The 21173-nt window shown below is 45.5% G+C and carries 19 protein-coding genes; 6 read left to right on the forward strand and 13 right to left on the reverse strand.

All coding sequences use genetic code 11. The annotated features are described in order from the left end of the window. The first annotated feature begins 339 nt into the window (after nucleotides 1-339). Nucleotides 340-2268: a DEAD/DEAH box helicase gene (locus QTN95_RS10815; RefSeq protein WP_331417488.1), complete on the forward strand. Its 1929-nt coding sequence runs from the start codon at nucleotides 340-342 to the stop codon at nucleotides 2266-2268. 57 nt (nucleotides 2269-2325) lie between these two features. Here QTN95_RS10815 and QTN95_RS10820 read toward each other — a convergent pair whose 3' ends face one another. Then, nucleotides 2326-3312 carry a chemotaxis protein gene (locus QTN95_RS10820; protein ID WP_138973184.1) on the reverse strand — a complete coding sequence of 329 codons (987 nt, stop codon included), beginning with the start codon at nucleotides 3310-3312 and terminating at the stop codon, nucleotides 2326-2328. 178 nt (nucleotides 3313-3490) lie between these two features. Further along, nucleotides 3491-3913, reverse strand: a complete 423-nt coding sequence (locus QTN95_RS10825; RefSeq protein WP_331417489.1) for a hypothetical protein — start codon at nucleotides 3911-3913, stop codon at nucleotides 3491-3493. Between the two features lie 135 nt (nucleotides 3914-4048). Here QTN95_RS10825 and QTN95_RS10830 point away from each other — a divergent pair, with 135 nt between their 5' ends. Beyond that, nucleotides 4049-4186, forward strand: coding sequence for a hypothetical protein (locus QTN95_RS10830; RefSeq protein ID WP_331417490.1), 138 nt, complete (start codon nucleotides 4049-4051; stop codon nucleotides 4184-4186). A gap of 16 nt (nucleotides 4187-4202) precedes the next feature. On the opposite strand, the gene QTN95_RS10835 is transcribed toward QTN95_RS10830, so the two are convergent. The 6 genes from QTN95_RS10835 to rbsD form a co-directional block, all read right to left on the reverse strand. Next, a complete protein-coding gene (locus tag QTN95_RS10835; protein ID WP_331417491.1) occupies nucleotides 4203-5207 on the reverse strand; it encodes a substrate-binding domain-containing protein in 1005 nt (334 codons plus the stop codon). Nucleotides 5208-5234: 27 nt separating this feature from the next. Beyond that, on the reverse strand, nucleotides 5235-6161 hold the full coding sequence (gene rbsK / locus QTN95_RS10840; protein WP_331417492.1) for a ribokinase: 927 nt from the start codon (nucleotides 6159-6161) through the stop codon (nucleotides 5235-5237). A gap of 123 nt (nucleotides 6162-6284) precedes the next feature. Then, the gene (rbsB, locus tag QTN95_RS10845; protein ID WP_331417493.1) at nucleotides 6285-7163 is read right to left on the reverse strand and encodes a ribose ABC transporter substrate-binding protein RbsB; all 879 of its coding nucleotides are present in this window, start codon (nucleotides 7161-7163) and stop codon (nucleotides 6285-6287) included. Between the two features lie 60 nt (nucleotides 7164-7223). Beyond that, nucleotides 7224-8207 (reverse strand): ribose ABC transporter permease, encoded by a 984-nt coding sequence (gene rbsC / locus QTN95_RS10850; RefSeq protein ID WP_138973179.1) that lies wholly within the window; start codon nucleotides 8205-8207, stop codon nucleotides 7224-7226. After that, nucleotides 8204-9709, reverse strand: a complete 1506-nt coding sequence (gene rbsA / locus QTN95_RS10855) for a ribose ABC transporter ATP-binding protein RbsA (RefSeq protein WP_331417494.1) — start codon at nucleotides 9707-9709, stop codon at nucleotides 8204-8206. The genes rbsC and rbsA overlap by 4 nt, the downstream gene beginning before the upstream one ends. A gap of 24 nt (nucleotides 9710-9733) precedes the next feature. Next, complete coding sequence (rbsD, locus tag QTN95_RS10860; protein WP_331417495.1) at nucleotides 9734-10153, reverse strand: D-ribose pyranase; 420 nt, start codon at nucleotides 10151-10153, stop codon at nucleotides 9734-9736. Between the two features lie 309 nt (nucleotides 10154-10462). Between rbsD and QTN95_RS10865 the strand changes: the two genes are divergently transcribed. Then, on the forward strand, nucleotides 10463-10726 hold the full coding sequence (locus QTN95_RS10865; protein ID WP_331417496.1) for a DUF3012 domain-containing protein: 264 nt from the start codon (nucleotides 10463-10465) through the stop codon (nucleotides 10724-10726). A gap of 62 nt (nucleotides 10727-10788) precedes the next feature. Here the strand turns inward: QTN95_RS10865 and QTN95_RS10870 are convergent, their stop codons facing one another. From QTN95_RS10870 to QTN95_RS10885, 4 genes are all read right to left on the reverse strand, one after another. Continuing rightward, nucleotides 10789-11457 (reverse strand): LuxR C-terminal-related transcriptional regulator, encoded by a 669-nt coding sequence (locus QTN95_RS10870; RefSeq protein ID WP_331417497.1) that lies wholly within the window; start codon nucleotides 11455-11457, stop codon nucleotides 10789-10791. A 207-nt stretch (nucleotides 11458-11664) separates the two neighbouring features. Continuing rightward, on the reverse strand, nucleotides 11665-12660 hold the full coding sequence (locus QTN95_RS10875; protein ID WP_331417503.1) for a trypsin-like serine protease: 996 nt from the start codon (nucleotides 12658-12660) through the stop codon (nucleotides 11665-11667). A 100-nt stretch (nucleotides 12661-12760) separates the two neighbouring features. Beyond that, nucleotides 12761-13879 carry a glycine cleavage system aminomethyltransferase GcvT gene (gene gcvT, locus QTN95_RS10880; protein ID WP_331417498.1) on the reverse strand — a complete coding sequence of 373 codons (1119 nt, stop codon included), beginning with the start codon at nucleotides 13877-13879 and terminating at the stop codon, nucleotides 12761-12763. A gap of 258 nt (nucleotides 13880-14137) precedes the next feature. Further along, nucleotides 14138-14758: a helix-turn-helix domain-containing protein gene (locus tag QTN95_RS10885; RefSeq protein ID WP_138973173.1), complete on the reverse strand. Its 621-nt coding sequence runs from the start codon at nucleotides 14756-14758 to the stop codon at nucleotides 14138-14140. Nucleotides 14759-15130: 372 nt separating this feature from the next. Between QTN95_RS10885 and QTN95_RS10890 the strand changes: the two genes are divergently transcribed. The 3 genes from QTN95_RS10890 to gcvP all read left to right on the forward strand — a co-directional run bounded on the left by QTN95_RS10890 (nucleotide 15131) and on the right by gcvP (nucleotide 19829). After that, entirely contained in the window at nucleotides 15131-16426 is a 1296-nt protein-coding gene (locus QTN95_RS10890; protein WP_331417499.1) for a serine hydroxymethyltransferase, read from the forward strand. 36 nt (nucleotides 16427-16462) lie between these two features. After that, a complete protein-coding gene (gcvH, locus tag QTN95_RS10895; RefSeq protein ID WP_138973171.1) occupies nucleotides 16463-16843 on the forward strand; it encodes a glycine cleavage system protein GcvH in 381 nt (126 codons plus the stop codon). Nucleotides 16844-16964: 121 nt separating this feature from the next. Beyond that, nucleotides 16965-19829 carry an aminomethyl-transferring glycine dehydrogenase gene (gcvP, locus tag QTN95_RS10900; RefSeq protein WP_331417500.1) on the forward strand — a complete coding sequence of 955 codons (2865 nt, stop codon included), beginning with the start codon at nucleotides 16965-16967 and terminating at the stop codon, nucleotides 19827-19829. Between the two features lie 153 nt (nucleotides 19830-19982). Here the strand turns inward: gcvP and QTN95_RS10905 are convergent, their stop codons facing one another. After that, nucleotides 19983-21014, reverse strand: a complete 1032-nt coding sequence (locus QTN95_RS10905; RefSeq protein WP_331417501.1) for a DUF3732 domain-containing protein — start codon at nucleotides 21012-21014, stop codon at nucleotides 19983-19985. Between the last annotated feature and the right edge of the window lie 159 nt (nucleotides 21015-21173).

Here is a 21173-nt window from a genome sequence, read left to right on the forward strand (position 1 = left end):
GCCTAGCTAGCGCATAAACATGACAACTTATCGTTTCGGCATTAATTCAATCAGTTAGCCTATGCCGTAAAATGGTCAGATTTCATGCTATTGGTGTATCGAGATGAGCAAGATATAAACTAGATGACTTAATTCAGGGATAAATTGTGATGAAATTCAATTTTTTCTAGCTTTTTTTATGCTTTTAGGGAATAATCCGCCCCCTTATTTACGTCCCTAGTGGCTTGATGCGATTTACGACTTTTCCGCATCTGAATGGAATCAGCTCTCAACTGGATTGGTATTGGAATTGGTAGAGCTCGTGGGACCTTTTGTTGACATATATAAAGTAGGATCCCAATGACAGATTCCGTAATTCAGTTCAGCGACCTAGCGCTTAACGACTCAATCCTTTCAGCTCTTGAAGGTATGGGTTTCGTTTCACCAACTCCAATTCAGGCTGCGGCTATCCCGCACCTATTGGCAGGTAAAGACGCACTAGGTAAAGCTCAGACTGGTACTGGTAAAACTGCGGCTTTCTCTCTACCTCTTCTTAACAAGCTAGACCTAGCACAACGTAAGCCTCAGGCTATCGTTCTTGCACCAACTCGCGAACTTGCGATTCAGGTAGCGGCTGAAATTAAGAACCTAGGTAAAAACATCGATGGCCTTAAAGTGCTCGAGATCTACGGTGGTGCATCTATCGTTGATCAAATGCGTGCACTTAAGAACGGTGCGCAAATCGTAGTCGGTACTCCTGGTCGTGTTCAAGACCTTATCAACCGTGATCGTCTGCATCTTGACGAAGTTCATACATTCGTACTTGATGAAGCAGACGAAATGTTAAACATGGGCTTTGTTGATGATGTAACAGAGATCATGGAGCACGCTCCAGAATCTGCGCAACGCGTACTATTCTCAGCGACTATGCCTCCAATGCTGAAAAGCATTGTTGAACGTTTCCTTCGTGATCCAGAAACGATTGACGTTGCTGGTAAAAACCACACGGTAGACAAAGTAGAACAACAATTCTGGGTTGTTAAAGGCGTAGAAAAAGACGAAGCGATGTCTCGTCTTCTAGAAACTGAAGAGACTGACGCGTCAATCGTATTCGTACGTACTCGTCAAGACACAGAGCGTCTAGCAGACTGGTTATGTGCACGTGGCTTCAAAGCATCGGCACTACACGGTGATATCCCTCAGTCTCTACGTGAGCGTACTGTTGATCACATCAAACAAGGTGTTATCGATATCCTAGTTGCAACTGACGTTGTTGCACGTGGTCTTGACGTTCCACGTATTACGCACGTATTCAACTACGACATCCCATTCGATGTTGAATCATACATCCACCGTATCGGTCGTACAGGCCGTGCTGGACGTAAAGGTAAAGCAATCCTTCTCGTTCGCACTAACCAGCTACGTATGCTGCGTACTATCGAACGTGTGACTAAATCATCAATGGAAGAGATTCAACTTCCTCACCGTGACAAAGTTGCAGAGTCTCGTCTAGCTAAACTAGGCGCAGAACTAGAAACAGAAAAAGAACACAAAGCACTAGAAAAATTTGCTGAGCTTGTAGAAAAGCTTCAAGAATCTCTAGAACTAGACGCAGCGACATTAGCCGCTATCCTGCTTAAGCGCCAACAAGGTAAACGTCCACTGTTCTACATTGGCGAAGACCCAATGACTGAAGCAATTGAGCGTGACAAGCAACGTCGTAAAGAGCGCCGTGAAGGTGGTCGCTCATTCAATACTCAAGATTGGGATACTTACCAACTTCAAGTTGGTCGCGAGCAAGGTGTTCAGGTTAAAGATATCGTTGGTGCACTTGCAAACGAGCTGGGGCTGACTAAAGGTTCTATCGGTGCAATCAAACTAGCACAAGGCGAAACTTACGTTCAGCTACCAAAAGCGATGTCTTCTGAAACTGCTGGCAAACTACGTAAGCTACGTATCCGTCAGAAGCAAGTTGACGCTGTAGTCTGTGACTTCAACGATTTCCGTGAGCCACGTCGTAGCGGTCGCGATGGTGGACCTCGTCGTGACGGCGGTTTCCGTGGTAACCGTGAAGGTGGTAATCGTGAAGGCGGCTACCGTGGTAATCGCGAAGGCAACCGTGAAGGTGGCTACCGTGGTAACCGTGAAGGCGGTCGTGATGGCAACCGTGAAGGTGGTCGTGCTCGTCGTGAAGGTGAACGTCGCTTTGACCGTAACCGTGGTGGTGATCACCGTGGTAACTACCGTGGCGAACGTGGTCACGGTCGTAGTACTCGCAGCGAAGGTTAATCTACTGCTTGAATACAAAAAAGGATACGCATTGCGTATCCTTTTTTTATTTGTTAATCATTTAGCATTGTCGCGAAAAACATACTTATCCATCATCGACACCATGCGACCAATTTCTGGTTTAGTAATCGTGTCATTTGCACCTAAGGCCAATGCTTTCGCTCGGTTGTCTTCGCTCATCAGTGACGAAAACATCACAATTGGAATGTTAGCGTAAGCTTCACTATCTCGTAACCGTTTGACCAAGTGCATACCATCCATTCGCGGCATTTCCACGTCAGTCACTACGCCGTCGATCAATTCACTGACTGGTAGATTCTCTTCTTTGGCAACTTCAATCAAATTCATTAATTTGTCGTGTGCCTCACCGCCATCTTTACACGCAATGACGTTGTAACCAGAAGAGCTCAATGTATCTTGAATCATCGAGCGGATGAACGCTGAATCGTCAACCACCATCAGAGTCTTGGCGTTGCGCTTCTTGACCATACGTTGGTTAAGATCCACGCTCTTATCCAAAGTCACATCGTATTTTTCCATACTCAGTTCTGGGTTGATGTCAGCAATGATCTTCTCAAAATCCAATATCATGATGAGATTGCCATCTTTACGAACTACAGCAACCACACAATCTTGTTCACCCGCTTCCAAAAACTGGCTAGGTGACTCGACATCATTCCAAGAGATTCGATGAATGCGGCTAATGCTATCGATTAGAAAACCATTAGTCATATTGTTAAAGTCAGTCACAATAACGAATTTACGTGAGTTGTCATTTGAGGTCGGAACACCAAGCCAACCAGCCAAATCCACCAGTGGTGTTAAGATGTCTCTTGACGAGAACACCCCAACCATATGAGGCTGTGCATTTGGGTAATCTGTCGTATCTGGTACTTGAATTACTTCACGAACCTTAGCGACATTAATCCCGTAATAGCAGGTTTTCTTTCGACCGTCCGGCAACTCTTTGACTAAATGGAACTCGATGATTTCCAGCTCGTTGGTGCCGCTTTCCGTTAAAATCGTACTACTTGATCCGCTCATAATTCTACTTTCAATATTTGCTCATTATTAGTTATCGTCATCAATGACTAATACTTTGATACTTTTTAACTGCAATTCAATATTTTGTAAATCTAATCAGCAGACTGACTTCAAACTTCTTACTATCTGCTAGTTTGACTACAACATTTACTCAACTGCTGCCAGTGGGATGGCATGTTTAGCCCCAACGCGACAGCTCACTTTTCGAATAGATCGCCTTACCTTGGTTTCCGGTCACAATCGGTATTACGGTTGATGCGCCTTGTACTGCAAGTTGAAGGAAGACGATGGAAATTGGCTCATCGTACAGTTTTAGGAGCATGTAGCTAAGTGCATTGTCGTCACCCAGCATGACGATATCAGGCTTAAACTCTTGATAGGCGGTAAAAGCCTGATCTGATTTCCGTTCAAATTGTTCCATCGGTAGACGTTTAGTGTCCATCTGAAATGTTTCGAACTCAATAGAGGGCAACAACGTTTGCTTTATGCCTTCGATGTAACTCGCATCCCAAGAGTAACCTGAGTGATAACTTTCAATAAGTAGCACTTTGGTTGCTAAGGCTTGTGACGAAAAAATAAGGCAAATGACTATCCAACGCATTGGGCTCTCCTACCGTATTTGTTAAGTGTAGTTGCCCTTCCACAACCTTCCACTTTATGTCGTTAATCACAATCAAATCTCGAGGTCTATACTGAACTTCCTGTAGCCCCGAGATTACAAGGAGAACTCTCGGTAATGATGAACAGCTTACCCGGTGTTTTGACTCAGGTTATTTCTAACTTAATCATCAATAGCATCAATCATGCGTTTAATGAACAACCCAATCCGGAGATAAGTATTGAATTTGAACAAGAGACTTCCGTCAACTGTTGAGTAGCGTGTTTCTGGGTTACTTTATGTTTTGTACGGTTGCCCTTTCAACTAGAGTAGGCTCTAGCTGAACCACTTGTGCGTCCGTTGCGCCTTTTTCAAGTCGATTAAGCAGCGCTTCCACCGCCGCTTTTCCTAAGCGGTATTTTGGCTGATGGATAGTCGTCAGTGATGGGCTCATAAACTTAGCAATATGAATATCATCGTAGCCAATAATTGAAATATCTTCAGGAATACGAATCCCTTTCGCGTTAGCTGCGTTGATCACCCCCATTGCCATCATGTCGTTACAGACAAAAATAGCACTCGGTAATCTGCCTTTCGCAAGCATTTTGTTGAATGCCTCAAACCCGCCTTCACATTCAAAGTCCGCTTCAATGATCCAATTGGCGTTAAAGTCTAAGCCTGATTCATTCAGTGCGCGTTTATACCCTTCATAACGCATTTGGGCTTGGTGTTTTACCAACGGGCCGGTAATACAGCCAATCTCGGTGTGACCTGAATCGATAAGATGTTTTGCCGCCAGATATCCTCCGCGCAAAGAGTTATCCTGAATCTTATCGCTGGTAAACAGCATTGGCCCCCAGTCCATCACTACCACGGGAATATCAGGGTACTGTTCGAAGACTTCGATGCGCTCTCCTTCAAGTGAAGAACACATCAGGATCAAACCGTCGACTCGCTTTTGCAACAAAGTATTGATAGACTCTCGCATTCGCTCATGGTCGCCTTCAGTGTTACACAAGATAAGATTGTAGCCTTGATGATAGCAACTGCGCTCAACACCTTTCACGACCTCACCAAAGAAAGGGTTGGTCGAAGTCGTCACCAACATCCCAATGGTCTTCGTCCTGTTAACTTTGAGACTTCTTGCTAAAGCTGACGGACGGTAGTTAAGTTGTTGAGCCGCACTATTCACCCGCACAGAGATCTCTTCGCTCACATAGCGTGATTTGTTTATGACGTGGCTAACCGTGGAAGTCGAGACTCCCGCAAGCTTTGCAATATCTTTCATGGTTGCCATGTCATTTTCTCCATCAAATAACGATCTCTACGACTCACTGTGTTCGGCTAAAAATGTATCCACTTCTTCTCTGGTTGGGATTGACGTCTGTGCACCAAACCGAGTTACTGAGATAGCCGCCGCTGCATGAGCAAACTTAATCGCTGATTTTAGAGGTAAATCTTCCAACAGACCAGTGACCAATGCCCCATTAAAGGTATCTCCTGCGGCAGTGGTATCCGTTGCGTCGACTTTAAAGCCCGAGATCAGCTCGCCTCGGCCATTCTCACTCAACCACACACCTTTGGCACCTAAGGTAATCAAAACAATTTCGATGCCCTTACGGTGTAACGCATTTGCGGCTTCTTGCGCACTCTCGTCGTCAGTCACCGTGATGCCTGTTAACACTTCTGCTTCGGTTTCATTCGGCGTAATCACATCAACACAAGCGAGCAGTTGATCAGACAGTTCACGCGCTGGAGCTGGGTTTAAAATCACGTTAGTTGCGGCGCTTTTTGCAACACTGGCTGCTTTTTCGATACCACACATTGGTGTTTCAAGTTGCATCAGTAGGAATCTTGCACCACGGATGCGCTCCAAATCGGATTCAATCGCTTCAGCGGTCAGTTTGGCGTTGGCTTCAGCAGAAATACAGATACTGTTTTCACCACTATCAGAGACTTGAATCATCGCAATGCCAGTTGGGCAGTTTGGCTCCATTTTGACACCAGCGATATTGATGCGATCCATCTTAAAATTTTCTCGGATATTGATACCGAAAGCATCATCCCCAACACAGGCGATAAAACCGGTATCCGCATTAAGACGTGCAGCAGCCACCGCTTGGTTTGCGCCTTTCCCACCGGGAATAACTTGGTAATTACGACCATGAAGCGTCTCGCCAGGGCGAGGAAAAGAAGGCACTTGAAGAACATGGTCAGCGTTAACACTACCTAAAACCACTAACTTATTCATAAGGTAATCCTCGGCTCAATTGAGCCTTGCAAATGTGAACAGGAGTAATAGCGATAAACTTTGCGACAAAGCTCATGGCTATTCGCCCTCCGCACCCTGTTTAGGCGGGAGGGCTAAGCGATATTATTTAGTGATCACTTTTAGCGGTACTGGGATGTACGCTTCAACCGCTGAACCTTTCAGTACTTTATCCGCGGTTTCAACGCCAAGCGCACCGATTAGGTCTGGTTGCTGCGCGATAGTTGCAGACAATTTGCCACGGTTCACCGCTGCAATACCGTCGTGAGTACCATCGAAGCCGACAATCATCACATCTTTACCTGAAGCTTGAACGGCACGTAGCGCACCAAGAGCCATCTCATCGTTTTGAGCGAACACAGCCTGTACGTCTGGGTTAGCCGCGAGGAGGTTTTCCATCACGTTAAGACCTTTAGTACGGTCAAAGTCTGCCGGTTGGCTCGCAAGAACTTCCATTTCGCTGCCTTTAACCGCGTTCATGAAACCTTCGCCACGCTCACGAGCGGCTGATGTACCCGCGATACCTTCAAGCTGGATAACTTTCGCTTTCATACCCACTTTTTCAACGATGAAGTTACCTGCCATTTCGCCACCAACAATGTTGTCTGAGGCAATGTGACTCACTACTTCACCACGGCTAGCACCACGGTCTAGTGTTAGAACAGGGATATTAGAGCGGTTTGCCATACGAATTGCATTCGATACTGCATCAGAATCTGTTGGGTTGATCAGAATCGCTTTTACACCACGAATGGTTAAGTCTTCAATATTTGATAGTTCTTTGCTTGGGTCGTTCTGTGAGTCCAGAACAATCAGGTCGTAACCTAGCTCTTTAGCTTTCGCTTCTGCGCCATCTTTCATCGTTACAAAAAATGGGTTGTTCAGCGTCGACAGTACGATTGCCATCGTGTCCTGTGCTTGCGCCGATACAGAAACGGTTGAAGAAAGTAGTGCTGCAGAGATTAAAGTTGCGAGTTTTTTCATTTTCTCAGTCCTTGTGTAGGGCGAGCCAAGACACGTCACTTGGCTCTATTTAGTTATGATTTACTTGTTTTTGTTGTCGACCAGTACCGCAAGCAAAATAACAACTGCTTTCGCGATCATTTGGTAGTAAGACGAAACATCGAGTAGGTTGAGCGCATTGTTGAGGAAGCCGATGATTAGTGCACCAATCAAGGTTCCCATAATTCTGCCCTTACCTCCCATCAAGCTAGTGCCACCCAATACCACAGCAGCGATAGCGTCTAGCTCATAGCCCATACCCGCAGTCGGTTGAGCAGAAGAGAGTCGAGAAGTCACGATGATGCCTGCCAATGCAGCGAGTAAGCCACAGATGGCGTATACGCCAATTTTTACACGATCAACGTTGATACCAGATAAACGGGTTGCCGATTCGTTACCGCCCAAGGCGTAGACGTAGCGACCAAAACGGGTGTGATTCAGCAGATACCACGCAGCAGCAAACACAATCACCATTAACCAAACCGGTACTGGAATGCCTAGTGCGTAGCCCGTACCAAACCAAGCAAACGCATCCGCCGTATCAGTAAAGCCTGTAGAAATAGGACGACCGTCGGTGTAAACCATAGTGACGCCACGAAGCAAAGTCATGGTTACCAAGGTAGCGATAAACGCTTGCACCTTACCTTTAGCGATAATGACACCACTGATAGCACCCAGTGCGGCACCCGCTAGCAGAGCGGTTGGCACCGCAATCAGGACAGGCACTTCCATTGCGATAAGACTCGCGGCAAACGCACCGCAAAGTGCCAGTACCGAGCCAACGCTAAGGTCAATACCCGCGGTAAGAATGACCAATGTCATACCGACCGCAATAATTGCATTGACGGACGTTTGGCGCAGAATGTTGAGAATATTGTCAACGGTAAAAAAGTTCGGGTTTAAAAACGATACGACGACAATTAAGAATAGAAGTGCGATCAAAGACTTTTGTTCAATCAACCACTCTTTGCTAAACAGCTTCTTGCCGTTTGTTTGTGTTGGTTTGCTCATGGTATTGGTACTCATGCTGCTTCCTCGTTAATCTTTTTGCCTACGGCACAGGCGAGTAGTTTTTCTTGATCGGCGTCTTTAGCATTGAACTCGCCGCTAATTCGTCCTTCATGCATCACTATGATTCTGTCACTCATACCCAGAACTTCCGGCATCTCTGAAGAGACAAGAATGATGCTCATACCGTCGGCTTTAAACTTATTGATCAGTTGATAGATTTCTTTCTTGGCACCAACGTCTACACCGCGTGTCGGTTCATCCAAAATTAGGACTTTCGGCTTGGTCATTAGGCCTTTCGCAATCGCCACTTTCTGCTGATTACCGCCTGATAAGTTGCCAATGATCTGATCACGTGTCGGTGTTTTGATGTTGAAAAGCTTGATAAAGTCTTCAACGGCAATAATTTCGTCTTGGTGCTGGATTCGACCACCTTTTGCCAGCTTATCGAGCGCACATAAAGACATGTTTTCTTTGACCGAAAGCCCCAGAATCAATCCGTCTCCTTTACGATCTTCAGAGATGTACGCAATCCCATTCGCCAAGCCATCTTGTGGGCTGACTGGGTTGATGGTTTTATTGTCGAGATTGATGACACCTCGTTCACTTGGCAGTGCTCCGTAGATCACCTTCATCAGTTCAGTTCGACCCGCGCCCATAAGACCGGATACACCCAAGATCTCACCGCGTTTGAGCGTGAAGCTCACATCCTGGATGCCTGAACCCGTTAAGCCAATCACTTCAAGGCAGGTTTCACCATGGCGGACATCAATGCGTGGGTATTGTTCATCAAGCTTACGCCCAACCATCATTTCGATTAGGCCATCTTCATCGGTATCCGACACCTGACATTGACCAATGAACTTGCCGTCACGTAAAACGGTAATATCATCGCAAATTTCAAAAATCTCTTTGAGACGATGAGAGATGTAAACAATGCCACATCCTTGAGCGCGTAACTCGTTGATGACATTAAACAGCGACTCTGTTTCAGTATCAGTCAACGCGTCTGTCGGCTCATCCATAATGATGACTTTTGATTCGAACGACAGCGCCTTCGCGATTTCAACCATCTGTTGTTCGCCCAAGCTAAGCTCGCCAAGCAAGGTGCTTGATGGATGTTTAACGTTAAGGCGGCCAAGCAACCGATCGGCTTCTTGGTACATCTTTTGCCACTGAATGCCACCAAACGCGTTGGTAAACTCACGGCCAAGGAAAATGTTTTCGGCAATCGTCAGTTCAGGGATCAGATTCAGCTCTTGGTGAATAATACTGATGCCCGCCTCTTGAGAGTCGCGAGGTCCTTTAAATGCTGCGGTTTGGCCTTGGTATTGAATGGTGCCCGCATCTTTGCTGTAGATACCAGTCAGTACTTTCATCAAGGTCGATTTGCCCGCACCATTCTCTCCCATCAGGGCCATGACGCGCCCAGGGTAGACATTCAGGCTCGCCTTATCTAACGCCTTAACGCCAGGGAATGCTTTCTCGATCGAGCTCAACTGTAGGATAGCTTGAGTCATAACTCTTCCTTACTATTGCGAGGGTTAGAAAACCACGCCCGCTTGAAATATGACGTTTGCATAAGGAGTACACTCGCCCGTACGAACGACTGCTCGGCTCTGTCGGGTACGTGCTTTAAATTCCTCATGTGACACATAGGAAATAGAGATCTCTTTACCGCAACGCACACTCTCTGCAAGTAGCTCAACTTTCAGCGCCTCATGGAGTTCTGGACTAACCGCTGCAAATTCTTGCGCAACCACTACGCCTTCAATTTGAGATTCAGACAACATCACTTTAACGGTTTCCATAAACGACGGAACACCATGTGTCAGGGCTAAATCAATACGCTGAACCTCGTCTGGTATTGGTAATCCTGCGTCACAAATCGTTATCTCATCGGTATGACCTAACGTCGCTACCAAGTACGAAAGCTCAGAATTTATTAGGGTACTTTTCTTCATCTCATCGACCTATCAAATACACGTTTACAAAATGGTGAGTCTTGATTTCACTATCAGATTTGTTATTGAGAAAAAACTCATCGAAACGTTTCGATAGAATAATAGTCGCTCACCTCATAAATTCGAGAGCAAGATAAGTAGAGTGTGAATTTGATCTTCTTTGGCAACCACTATTGTTGGCACAGAGTGATTCAGATCACCTCATCGAAACGTTTCGATAGGCTATTTTCTTTATTTTTTCATTCCCCAAACACCAAACCCGGCCGTTTTAGGTATAGTGACGTCCACTGACAATCTTTGGAAAACAAAATGAAGAAAATCATACTTTCTGTAGTCACTCTTCTTGCACTAAATGCCTGCAAAGCTGAGGTGGGTACTCAAGCGTGGTGTGACGAGATGGCGGACAAACCAAAAAGTGAATGGAACGCTCAAGGTACCGTCGATTACGCTAAACACTGTGTGTTACTCGATGCGGTTGGAAGCGAAGCTTGGTGTAGCGCTCTCGAAGATAAACCAAAAGGTGACTGGAGCGCCAATGAAGCGACCAGTTACGCGAAACATTGCGTATTCTAAACAACAAAGGTCTGGTGTTATCCAGACCTTTGTATTTCATTGATTGAGATAAGATTGTAAAACTAAACGCGCTCTTCTAGCGAAATGTTGTTATTAGCCCATAACAAGGCTTGCAGGCGATTTTTCGCATTGATCTTCTTAAAGATATTATGAAGATGCGTTTTAACCGTATTCTCACTGACGAACAGTTCGTCTGCAATTTGGATATTTGACGCACCGTGACCAAGTAAACGCATGATCTCCTTCTCACGTTTAGTGAGGTTGGCATAAGCCTGAGACGTGGTCACTGTATTGGCACAGCGGAAATGCTCGATGTAGTCTTGCGCGACTTTTCGCGATAGCCACATCTCATCTCTCATTATTTTTTCCATGCCTTTAAGCAGCAGAGGAACTTCGTCATCAAGGTAAAAGACCCCAACCAAATTGCGCCATTTAAACAGTTGGCTTGAAGACGCATCAATTGGGCAATTGAAAACAATTTCTTTGATCGTAGCATCGCTATGAGATTTGGCGCTGCTATAGTACTCAAACTTGCTATCATCCAAGTAGTGGTAATCAATAAGCACTAAGCTATCTAATTGCCCCTGCCCTTCATCCATTGCTTGCAAAGTATCAGCTGTCACTATGCTAACTTGTAATCCTAAGCCCTTCTCCAAAGAGTCCTTAAGCAGTTTAGATTGCATGCTTACATCAGAAATCAGAGTAATCTTGTCGTTATCACGGTTAGTCATAATGGGTCCCTGCACACGTTGTTGATAAATTAAAACTATCGTTTAGAACTAAATAGTCAACATGTTGATTAATCAAGTGAATTAAACTACCGCTATTTAATTCATGGTAATCATGGGCTTAGAACTAATTTCTTATTTTTGAGAACACACCGAGTTATCTGTTAGGCGATTCACAACAGCAAAAAAATTGTACCAGAAGAATGACGGTTAACTATGCTGTTGCAGATAAGAAGACTTACGACGCCATAGAGCAATACCACTCAAGATAAGTAGTCCCAACCAACTGTTTGCCCCACCTGAGTCTCCACCCGAGCTATTTGCGTTTATCGAATTGAGGTAACTGATTCGCTGCGCATCGTTGACCGTCACTTTTGGCGTTTCTGAGCCATTGAGTACTGAACTTATCCAGGCCCGATGGTCTGACACCTCTGTAAATATTGAATTGGCAATCACACTCATATCACCACAAGTCGTTGGACCAAAACTGGTAATGCCTACCTGCTTGTTGTTCCAGAATAATGGGCCACCGGAATCCCCCTGACAGGTTGCATTATCACGACCATTTTGTCTTGACGCTCCGTCCATGCATAAATTCGCTGACGTATCGACATTGTATAAATGACAGTTCGAATTGCTAACGTAGCGCAGCTGAGTTTCCTGAAGAGCCTCGCTATCGTCATAACCAGACTGGGTATTACCATGACCAACCGCAAAGAAAGGATCACCTGAACTGATACCTCGATAGTTGGTCGCATCGGTACTGCTTGCGAGATCGGCGTAATCGAACACGGCGGTAATAGGCTGGGACAGCTTCAAAATAGCAATATCATTGGCTAAAGTATCGTTGTTGTAGTTGTCTGGGTAATAGTATTCACTCACCATCACTCGCTGTGTGATAGCGTTGGGAAAGTCCGACTCATTCTGAAGTTGGGGAACGACTGAGGTAAACAGCTGGGTATTGGTATCGCCATAAATACAGTGCGCCGCCGTCAGTACATAGTACTGTGTTAACAGCGTGGCACCACAGTACGGCGACGTACCATATATACGATCATAATCAATACGATCGTACATGAGACTCGTAAAAGAGGGATACTTGGTTGCACTAATATCATTACCATTTACTACATATGGCGTAATTTCAACACTGGTATAAGCGCTGGTTACATATAAACTAGAAAGTAAAATGGCTAACTTTCGAATCACAGCTCGCTCTCCATAGCACTTGGGTACTATATAAGTATAAAAAAACCTCTCAGAATTGAGAGGTTTTATCACAAGAATTTATTTAGGTCACGAGATGTTAACCTCGGTAATACCTTTGCGGAACAAATGGCATTTTTTCAACAGTCATTGGTAGCTTCTTACCACGTACATCTGCAAACAGTTCTGTGCCAATAGCAGCAAGGTCTGCACGCACATAAGCCATAGAAACTGGCTTACCCGCATTAGGACCAGCAGTACCACTCGTCACGACACCCACTTGATTATCCTGAGCGTCAAACAGCTCTGTACCTTCACGAACTGGCGCTTTAGTTTGACCAACTAGACCAACACGCTTGCGAGAAACATCTTTATTTTCAATTTGGTTTAGAATGATATCTGCACCAGGGAAGCCGCCTTCGCGCTCACCACCGATGCGACGAACCTTCTGAATACCCCAAAGTAGGCTTGCTTCTACTGGAGATGTAGTTGCATCAAGATCATGACCGTATAAGCATAAACCACACTCTAAACGAAGTGAGTCACGTGCACCGAGACCAATCCACTCAACTTCTTCTTCGTTTGTCAGCTTTTGCGCCAGCTCTTGAGCATGGGTGTTCGGTACCGAGATTTCATAACCATCTTCACCCGTGTAACCACTGCGGCTCACGATACACTCTACGCCAAGAATCTCTAGCTTCTTCACATCCATAAAGAGCATATCGGCAACTTGTGGGTTGAATCGCTTGAGAACGTCTACAGCCTTAGGGCCTTGAAGCGCAAGAAGAGCACGATCATCAATCACTTCCAGCTCTACGCCAGACGGTAGGTGCGCTTCCAGATGGTCAATATCCTGTTGCTTACATGCCGCATTGACAACAACAAATAGATGATCGCCTAAGTTAGCCACCATCAAATCATCCATAATGCCGCCCTGTTCATTGGTAAAGAACGCGTAGCGCTGGTTGCCAGAAGGCAGATCGATAATATCAACAGGAACCAGTGACTCAAGAAACGCCGCTGCGCCCTCACCATGAAGACGAAGCTGTCCCATGTGCGACACATCAAACAGGCCTGCCTCATCACGCGTGTGTAGATGCTCTTTTTTAACACCAAGTTTGTACTGAACTGGCATATCATAACCAGCGAAAGGTACCATCTTTGCGCCAGCTTCAACGTGCAGTGCGTGCAAAGGTGTTTTGAGTAGTTCTTGAGTCATTGTTGTCTCCATTTAGTCAGGTTCGTTTTCCATTCAAGGAAACCTTGTTTCCAATAATAAACACGAGTAGATAGAATTTGCACGATTAACAAGATCAGAACCGTTCAAAATGTGACATTTAACATCATATTCACAATAAAGACTGAAAATAAAAACGCCACCTTGACGAACAAATCGTCAAGGTGGCGGTATTGCATTCATGTTCAACCCAAAAGCAACCGTTTGCATTCACTATAAGAAATTAACAAACCGTTCACGTTACTTTGCAGTAACCCACAAAATGTGCGCGTCTTGCTCACTGGTTGAGACCAACATATGCCCCATATTGGCATCATAATAGACGCTATCACCTGCATGCATTTCTACTGGTTCATAGAATTCGGAATAGAACATTACTGAACCAGATAAAATCAGTAGAAACTCCTCTCCGTCATGTCGCACCCAATCGGTGTACTCATCAAAGCTTCGAGCGTGGACCTGACTCTTAAATGGCATCATTTTCTTGTTAGATAGTTGCGTAGCCAGAAGCTCATGCTCATAGGTAGGTGTAGGATGCGGTTTACCCTGATTTGCCTTGGTAATATCTCTACGCCCTGTCGCCACCTTTTTTCTAGGCGGTTCAAACAGTTGCGGCATATCTATCTGCAATCCAGATGCCAATTTCTGCATCGCTTGGAAGGTTGGAGAGATCTGCTCATTCTCGATTTTACTTAACGTCGAACGCGCCAACCCTGTACGCTGACTCGCCTCTTCTAATGTAATGCCCAACTTGCCACGAATATCTTTAATTCGCTGCCCCAGTTTTAGCGGTTCAATGTTTTCTTCAGCCTCTTTGGCCAGAGTCAAAGATGGATAATCATCAAAGATATCTTCGGGCATATTTCCCTCTTAATTTCTACTACTTCCTGTCTCATTTTTCATTGTGCACGAAGCGTAAAGTGGAAGAAAGGTTCGAATGAGAAATAAACCGTGCTCTTGTTAACAAAAATAGAAACCTTGTTTCCAATAGGAAATTTTTGGTTGATTGTTCCTTTCACAACCGCTATGTTACCAACTTGTTAGTTGTAGAGATGTTATTTCGGAAGCCAAATGTTGAGGAATTTAACCCTTGGTTTCAGTTTTCCCCGCTATTTTGGGGTATGGAAATTCACCCTGCTCGTGCAGAGTAATGAGCAGACAAAGAAGTAGAACTGACGAGAACCAATTAGCGTATATAAAAATCTCGTTGGCACGAATGGAAGGTCATCTACCATGAACAAACCGTTTCAAAATCATAGCCTAGAGAACTTTTTCTCTACTAACCTTGCTGCTACTGATGATGCTGTATTCGCTGGCATCCAAGCCGAGTTCACTCGCCAAAACGAACAAATTGAGCTTATCGCTTCTGAGAACATTGTTTCTAAAGCGGTAATGCAAGCACAAGGAACGTGTTTAACAAACAAATACGCAGAAGGTTATCCAGGCCGCCGCTATTACGGTGGTTGTGAACACGTAGATACGGTTGAGTCTATCGCTATTGAACGCGCAAAACAGTTGTTCAAGTGTGAATATGTCAACGTTCAGCCTCACTCTGGCGCTCAAGCAAACGGTGCGGTAAAACTGGCTCTACTTCAACCTGGTGATACCATCCTAGGTATGTCTCTAGACGCAGGAGGTCACCTGACTCACGGTGCTCGCCCTGCACTTTCAGGCAAATGGTTCAACGCAGTACAGTATGGCGTTGACCGTGAAACACTTGAAATCAACTATGAAGATGTTCGCGCATTAGCGGTTGAACACAAACCTAAAATGATTATTGCAGGCGGTAGTGCGATTCCACGTACGATTGATTTCGCTAAGTTCCGCGAAATCGCAGACGAAGTGAATGCAATCCTAATGGTCGATATGGCACACATTGCTGGCCTAATCGCAACGGGCGCCCACCCTAGCCCACTACCGCATGCACACGTGGTGACGACCACAACTCATAAAACACTACGTGGTCCTCGCGGCGGCATGATTCTGACCAACCACGAAGAGATCATCAAAAAGATCAACTCAGCCGTTTTCCCTGGCCTTCAAGGCGGCCCACTAATGCACGTTATCGCAGCTAAAGCTGTCGCATTTGGTGAGGCATTAGGTCCTGAATTTGCAACTTATATAGATTCAGTGATCGACAACGCAAAAGTTCTTGCGGAAGTATTGCAAACTCGCGGTTGTGACATTGTGACTGGCGGTACAGATACGCACCTAATGCTGGTTGACCTTCGTCCGAAAGGGCTAAAAGGCAACAAAGCGGAAGAAGCTCTGGAACGTGCTGGGATCACATGTAACAAAAATGGCATCCCATTCGATTCAGAGAAGCCTATGATTACATCGGGCATCCGTTTGGGAACGCCTGCGGGAACAAGCCGCGGCTTTGGCGCTGAAGAATTCAAACTCATCGGTAACTGGATTGGCGATGTACTAGACGGGTTAGTTGAAAACCCAGAAGGTAACGCTGAAGTAGAGCAACGTGTTCGCAAAGAAGTAAAAACACTCTGCGCTCGCTTCCCACTTTACCAATAGACAATTTAATACAGTTATTTTTTTGGAGAATAAGCAATGGACAACACACTGAAGTTTGCAGACAGCCATGAATGGGTTCGTGACAACGGTGATGGCACAGTAACTATCGGTATTTCGGAGCACGCACAAGAGATGCTAGGCGACGTTGTATTCGTAGACTTGCCTGCTGTTGAAGACGAAATCGAAGCAGGCGACAGCTTCTCACTTGTTGAGTCTGTAAAAGCAGCATCGGACATTTACGCCCCAATCACGGGCGAAATCGTTGAAATCAATGAAGATCTAGAAGACAGCCCAGAGCTTATTAACGAAGAACCTTATGAAGGCGGCTGGATTGTTAAAGTGAAGATGTCTGATCCATCAGAGCTAGACAATCTAAAAGACGCAGAAGAGTACCTAAACTCAATCGAAGACGAGTAATTAGGAATACAGCAAAGCTGCCCCGTTTAGGTGGCAGCTTTTTTTCAACGTTCGGACGTATAATCAATATTATCAGCAATGCTGTAATCCGTTACCCGAATGATGGAGTAGGTAAAGGACAATGACTGAATTACTTCAAAGCCTCAGCACACAAAATGAGTTCGTTGCACGCCACAATGGACCAAACAAATCTGACCAACAAAAAATGTTGGAAGCGATCAACGTAGCGAATCTAGACACATTGATCGAAGAGACCGTTCCAGCGCAAATTCGCCTAGAAAAGCCAATGACGCTTACAGAAGCAAAAAGCGAAGCAGACATGCTCGTTGCCATGCGCGAATTTGCTAACCTTAACCAAATTAAGCGTACCTTTATTGGTCAAGGTTACTACAACACTTTCACACCAAACGTAATTTTACGTAACGTGCTAGAAAACCCAGGTTGGTACACTGCGTACACGCCATACCAACCTGAGATTTCTCAAGGTCGTCTTGAAGCACTGCTTAACTACCAGCAGATGGTCATGGATCTTACTGCAATGGACATTGCGAACGCATCACTGCTAGACGAAGCAACAGCAGCCGGCGAAGCAATGACTCTGTGTAAGCGTGCAGGTAAGAGCAAGAGCAACGTTTTCTTCGTTGCTGATGACGTTCATCCACAAACGCTTGAAGTCGTCAAAACTCGTGCTAAATACATCGGTTTCGATGTTCAAGTTGGCGCAGTTGAAACACTGGCTGACCAAGACGTGTTCGGTGCATTACTTCAGTACCCAGGCACAACGGGTGAAGTTCGTGATCTGACTGACATCATCACTAAAGCACATGAAAACAAAATTCTAGTAACGGTCGCAACCGACCTACTCGCCTCAGCTCTTATTAAACCTGCGGGTGAAATGGGCGCTGATGTAGTAATCGGTAGTGCTCAACGCTTCGGCGTACCAATGGGCTACGGTGGCCCACACGCTGCATTCATGGCAACACGTGACCAACATAAACGTACGATGCCTGGCCGTGTTATCGGTGTTTCTATCGATGCCAACGGCAACCAAGCGCTACGTATGGCAATGCAGACTCGTGAACAACACATCCGTCGTGAAAAAGCGACCTCGAACATCTGTACTGCACAGGCTTTGCTAGCGAATATGGCCTCTTTCTACGCCGTTTACCACGGAGCAGAAGGTCTGCGTACTATCGCGCGCCGTACTCACCACATGACAGCGATCCTTGCGGCCGGCCTTAACAAATCCGGCTTTGAACTGGCTCACAACAGTTTCTTTGACACCATCACTATCAACTCGGCAGACAAAACAGACGAGCTATACGCGAAAGCGCAAGCCGCTGACATCAACCTGCGCAAGCTTGATGGTAAGTTAGGCATCAGCTTCGACGAAACAACAACCACGTCGGATATCGAAGCACTATTTGCAGTATTTGCAGTTAGCCAAGATGTGAATACCCTTTCTTCAGAAATTGCTAGCAACGAGTTTGCCGCGATTCCAGAAGCATTGCGTCGTACATCTAAGTACTTGACTCACCCTGTGTTCAACACGCACCACAGCGAAACGCAAATGATGCGTTACCTGAAGCAACTTGAGAACAAAGACTTCTCGCTAACACACGGTATGATCCCACTTGGCAGCTGTACAATGAAGCTTAATGCTGCTGCTGAAATGATCCCAGTGACATGGCCTGAATTTGGCTCAATTCACCCATTCGCACCAATGGATCAAGCCGCAGGCTACTCAGCTCTAGCCAAAGACCTAAAAGAGAAGCTATGTGAAATCACTGGCTACGACGCGTTCTCACTTCAGCCAAACTCTGGTGCATCAGGTGAATACGCAGGTCTTATCGCGATTCAGCGCTACCACGAAAGCCGTGGCGAAGGGCACCGTAATGTATGTCTGATCCCTAGCTCAGCACATGGTACTAACCCTGCGACAGCGTCTATGGTGTCAATGAAGGTCGTCGTTGTTAAGTGTGATGACGAAGGCAACATCGATATGGCTGACCTAGCCGCTAAAATCGAAAAGCACGCAGAAAACCTATCAAGCATCATGATCACCTACCCTTCTACGCACGGTGTGTATGAAGAGCAAGTGAAAGAAGTATGTGAAATGGTTCATGCGGCTGGCGGTCAGGTTTACCTAGACGGTGCCAACATGAACGCACAGGTGGGCTTAACGTCTCCAGGCTTTATCGGCTCAGATGTTTCACACCTAAACCTACACAAAACGTTCTGTATCCCACACGGTGGCGGTGGTCCTGGTATGGGTCCTATCGGTGTTAAATCACACCTAGCACCTTTCCTACCTGGTCACATCGAAAATGGTGTTGAAGGCAACGACTACGCGGTATCTGCTGCGGATCTAGGTAGTGCTTCAATCCTGCCAATTTCTTGGGCTTACATCGCGATGATGGGTGAAGCGGGTCTAACAGAAGCAACAAAAGTCGCGATTCTAAACGCAAACTACGTGATGGAGCGTCTACGCCCTCACTACCCTGTACTTTACCGTGGTACTAACGGCCGCGTTGCTCACGAATGTATTATCGACATTCGTCCGCTTAAAGAAGAAACAGGCATCAGCGAAGAAGATATCGCTAAACGTCTTATGGACTACGGATTCCACGCGCCAACGATGTCGTTCCCTGTTGCGGGTACACTGATGGTTGAGCCAACAGAATCTGAAGACCTAGAAGAACTTGACCGCTTCTGTGATGCCATGATTGCTATCCGTGAAGAGATGGACAAAGTCAAAAATGGTGAGTGGCCACTAGACAATAACCCTCTAGTGAAAGCGCCTCACACTCAAGTTGACCTGTCGAAAGATGAATGGGACCGCCCTTACTCGCGTGAGCTAGGCTGCTTCCCATCACCTGCGACTAAGAGCTGGAAGTACTGGCCAACCGTTAACCGTGTAGACAATGTCTACGGTGACCGTAACCTAATCTGCTCTTGTCCAAGTATCGACAACTACGAAGATTAATTATCTCGTTGATCACAGATAACCGAGTTGGAAACTGTGATAACCGAGTTGGAAACCGATAACTAAGTTGGAAACTAACTTAAAAAACAAAAGGCGAACCATTTGGTTCGCCTTTTCTGTAAATACTATATTCTTTGCTAGAACGCTCTAACGTTATGACTCGCGTGTGTACCTAGTTACCCAGCTCTCAGGAATTAAGGCATGCTCCCCTCTCCATTTAGGTTTAACAGTGCAAGCCTGAAACCAATCTTCGCCGATATCCGCATGATCTGTCACAATAATTTGCAGCTTTGGAGCCAGTTCCTTAGAGACTTCTGTTAGCCATTTAAACATCTTTATCACTGCCTCACGATCTTCATCTTTCTGAATATCAGAAAGATTACCTGCGCTACTTGTATCAGATGGGAAAAACACCTGTGTCGGTTGATCAAAGAAAATAAACTTCGGGACAGGTCTATTTTGTTCAATAAACCACTTAGCTAAAGCAAGGTATGTTACCAAATGGTAGCCGACCCAGTTCGCACCGCTCCCCATACGATGAAGAGGAGTGCGACCTTTAGCTGTTTCAGCCACTACTGTTAGAGCCTTAGGGTCTAATCTTATTGGGTGCTGGCTGTGTTCTAAGCCTAGTTCTCTAGCCCATCTAGTCATATCATCGGAAATGCAACTCAATTGAGACTCAAGTTTTAACTTAACTTCATCGGGGCTCACTTTTTCTTCGATGTACTCTATTTGAGACTCTAACAAATCAAGGCTTTTCTGGAGTTCCTCTGTATTACCCTCTGTGCTCTGGCTTTCTAAATACAAAGATATACGCCCCATTACCCATAATTTTTTCTGCTCTAACGAACGCTTAGCAGACAAATCGCCTCTTTCTTTTAAGAGCGTTTCTATCGAACTCCTCACATGCTTAAGCTTTTGGGCGAAGTAGTTATCTTCTTCACTTAGCTCTTTTAAAGCATTATTCAGTCTTGGCTCCGCACGTTTTAAACCCTCAAGATCTTTATCCAATCTAGTTGCATTTTCGATTATTGATTTCTTAATATCTGCAAAGATTTCCTGTTCTATTGAATCATAAGGCTTAAGCTTTTTAAAAAGGTTAATCGACTGTAATCTCAAAGCTTGTTCTTGGTACTCATCACCAATCAATCCAAGATTGCCCTTGTAAGATTCAATCGAGTCCATTTTTGCTCTTACAAAGTAAGCGCGTCATAAACCCCGCATTCTAATCGTCTAGCCCGAATAATAAGATCAAATCTCCAACCCAAAGGAGATTTGAAATGGCCAAACGACGCACTAACCAAGAATGGCGAACCCTGTTTGAACACTATGAATCTAGCCAGC

Source organism: Vibrio sp. M260112, assembly GCF_036533775.1.
Classification (GTDB): domain Bacteria; phylum Pseudomonadota; class Gammaproteobacteria; order Enterobacterales; family Vibrionaceae; genus Vibrio.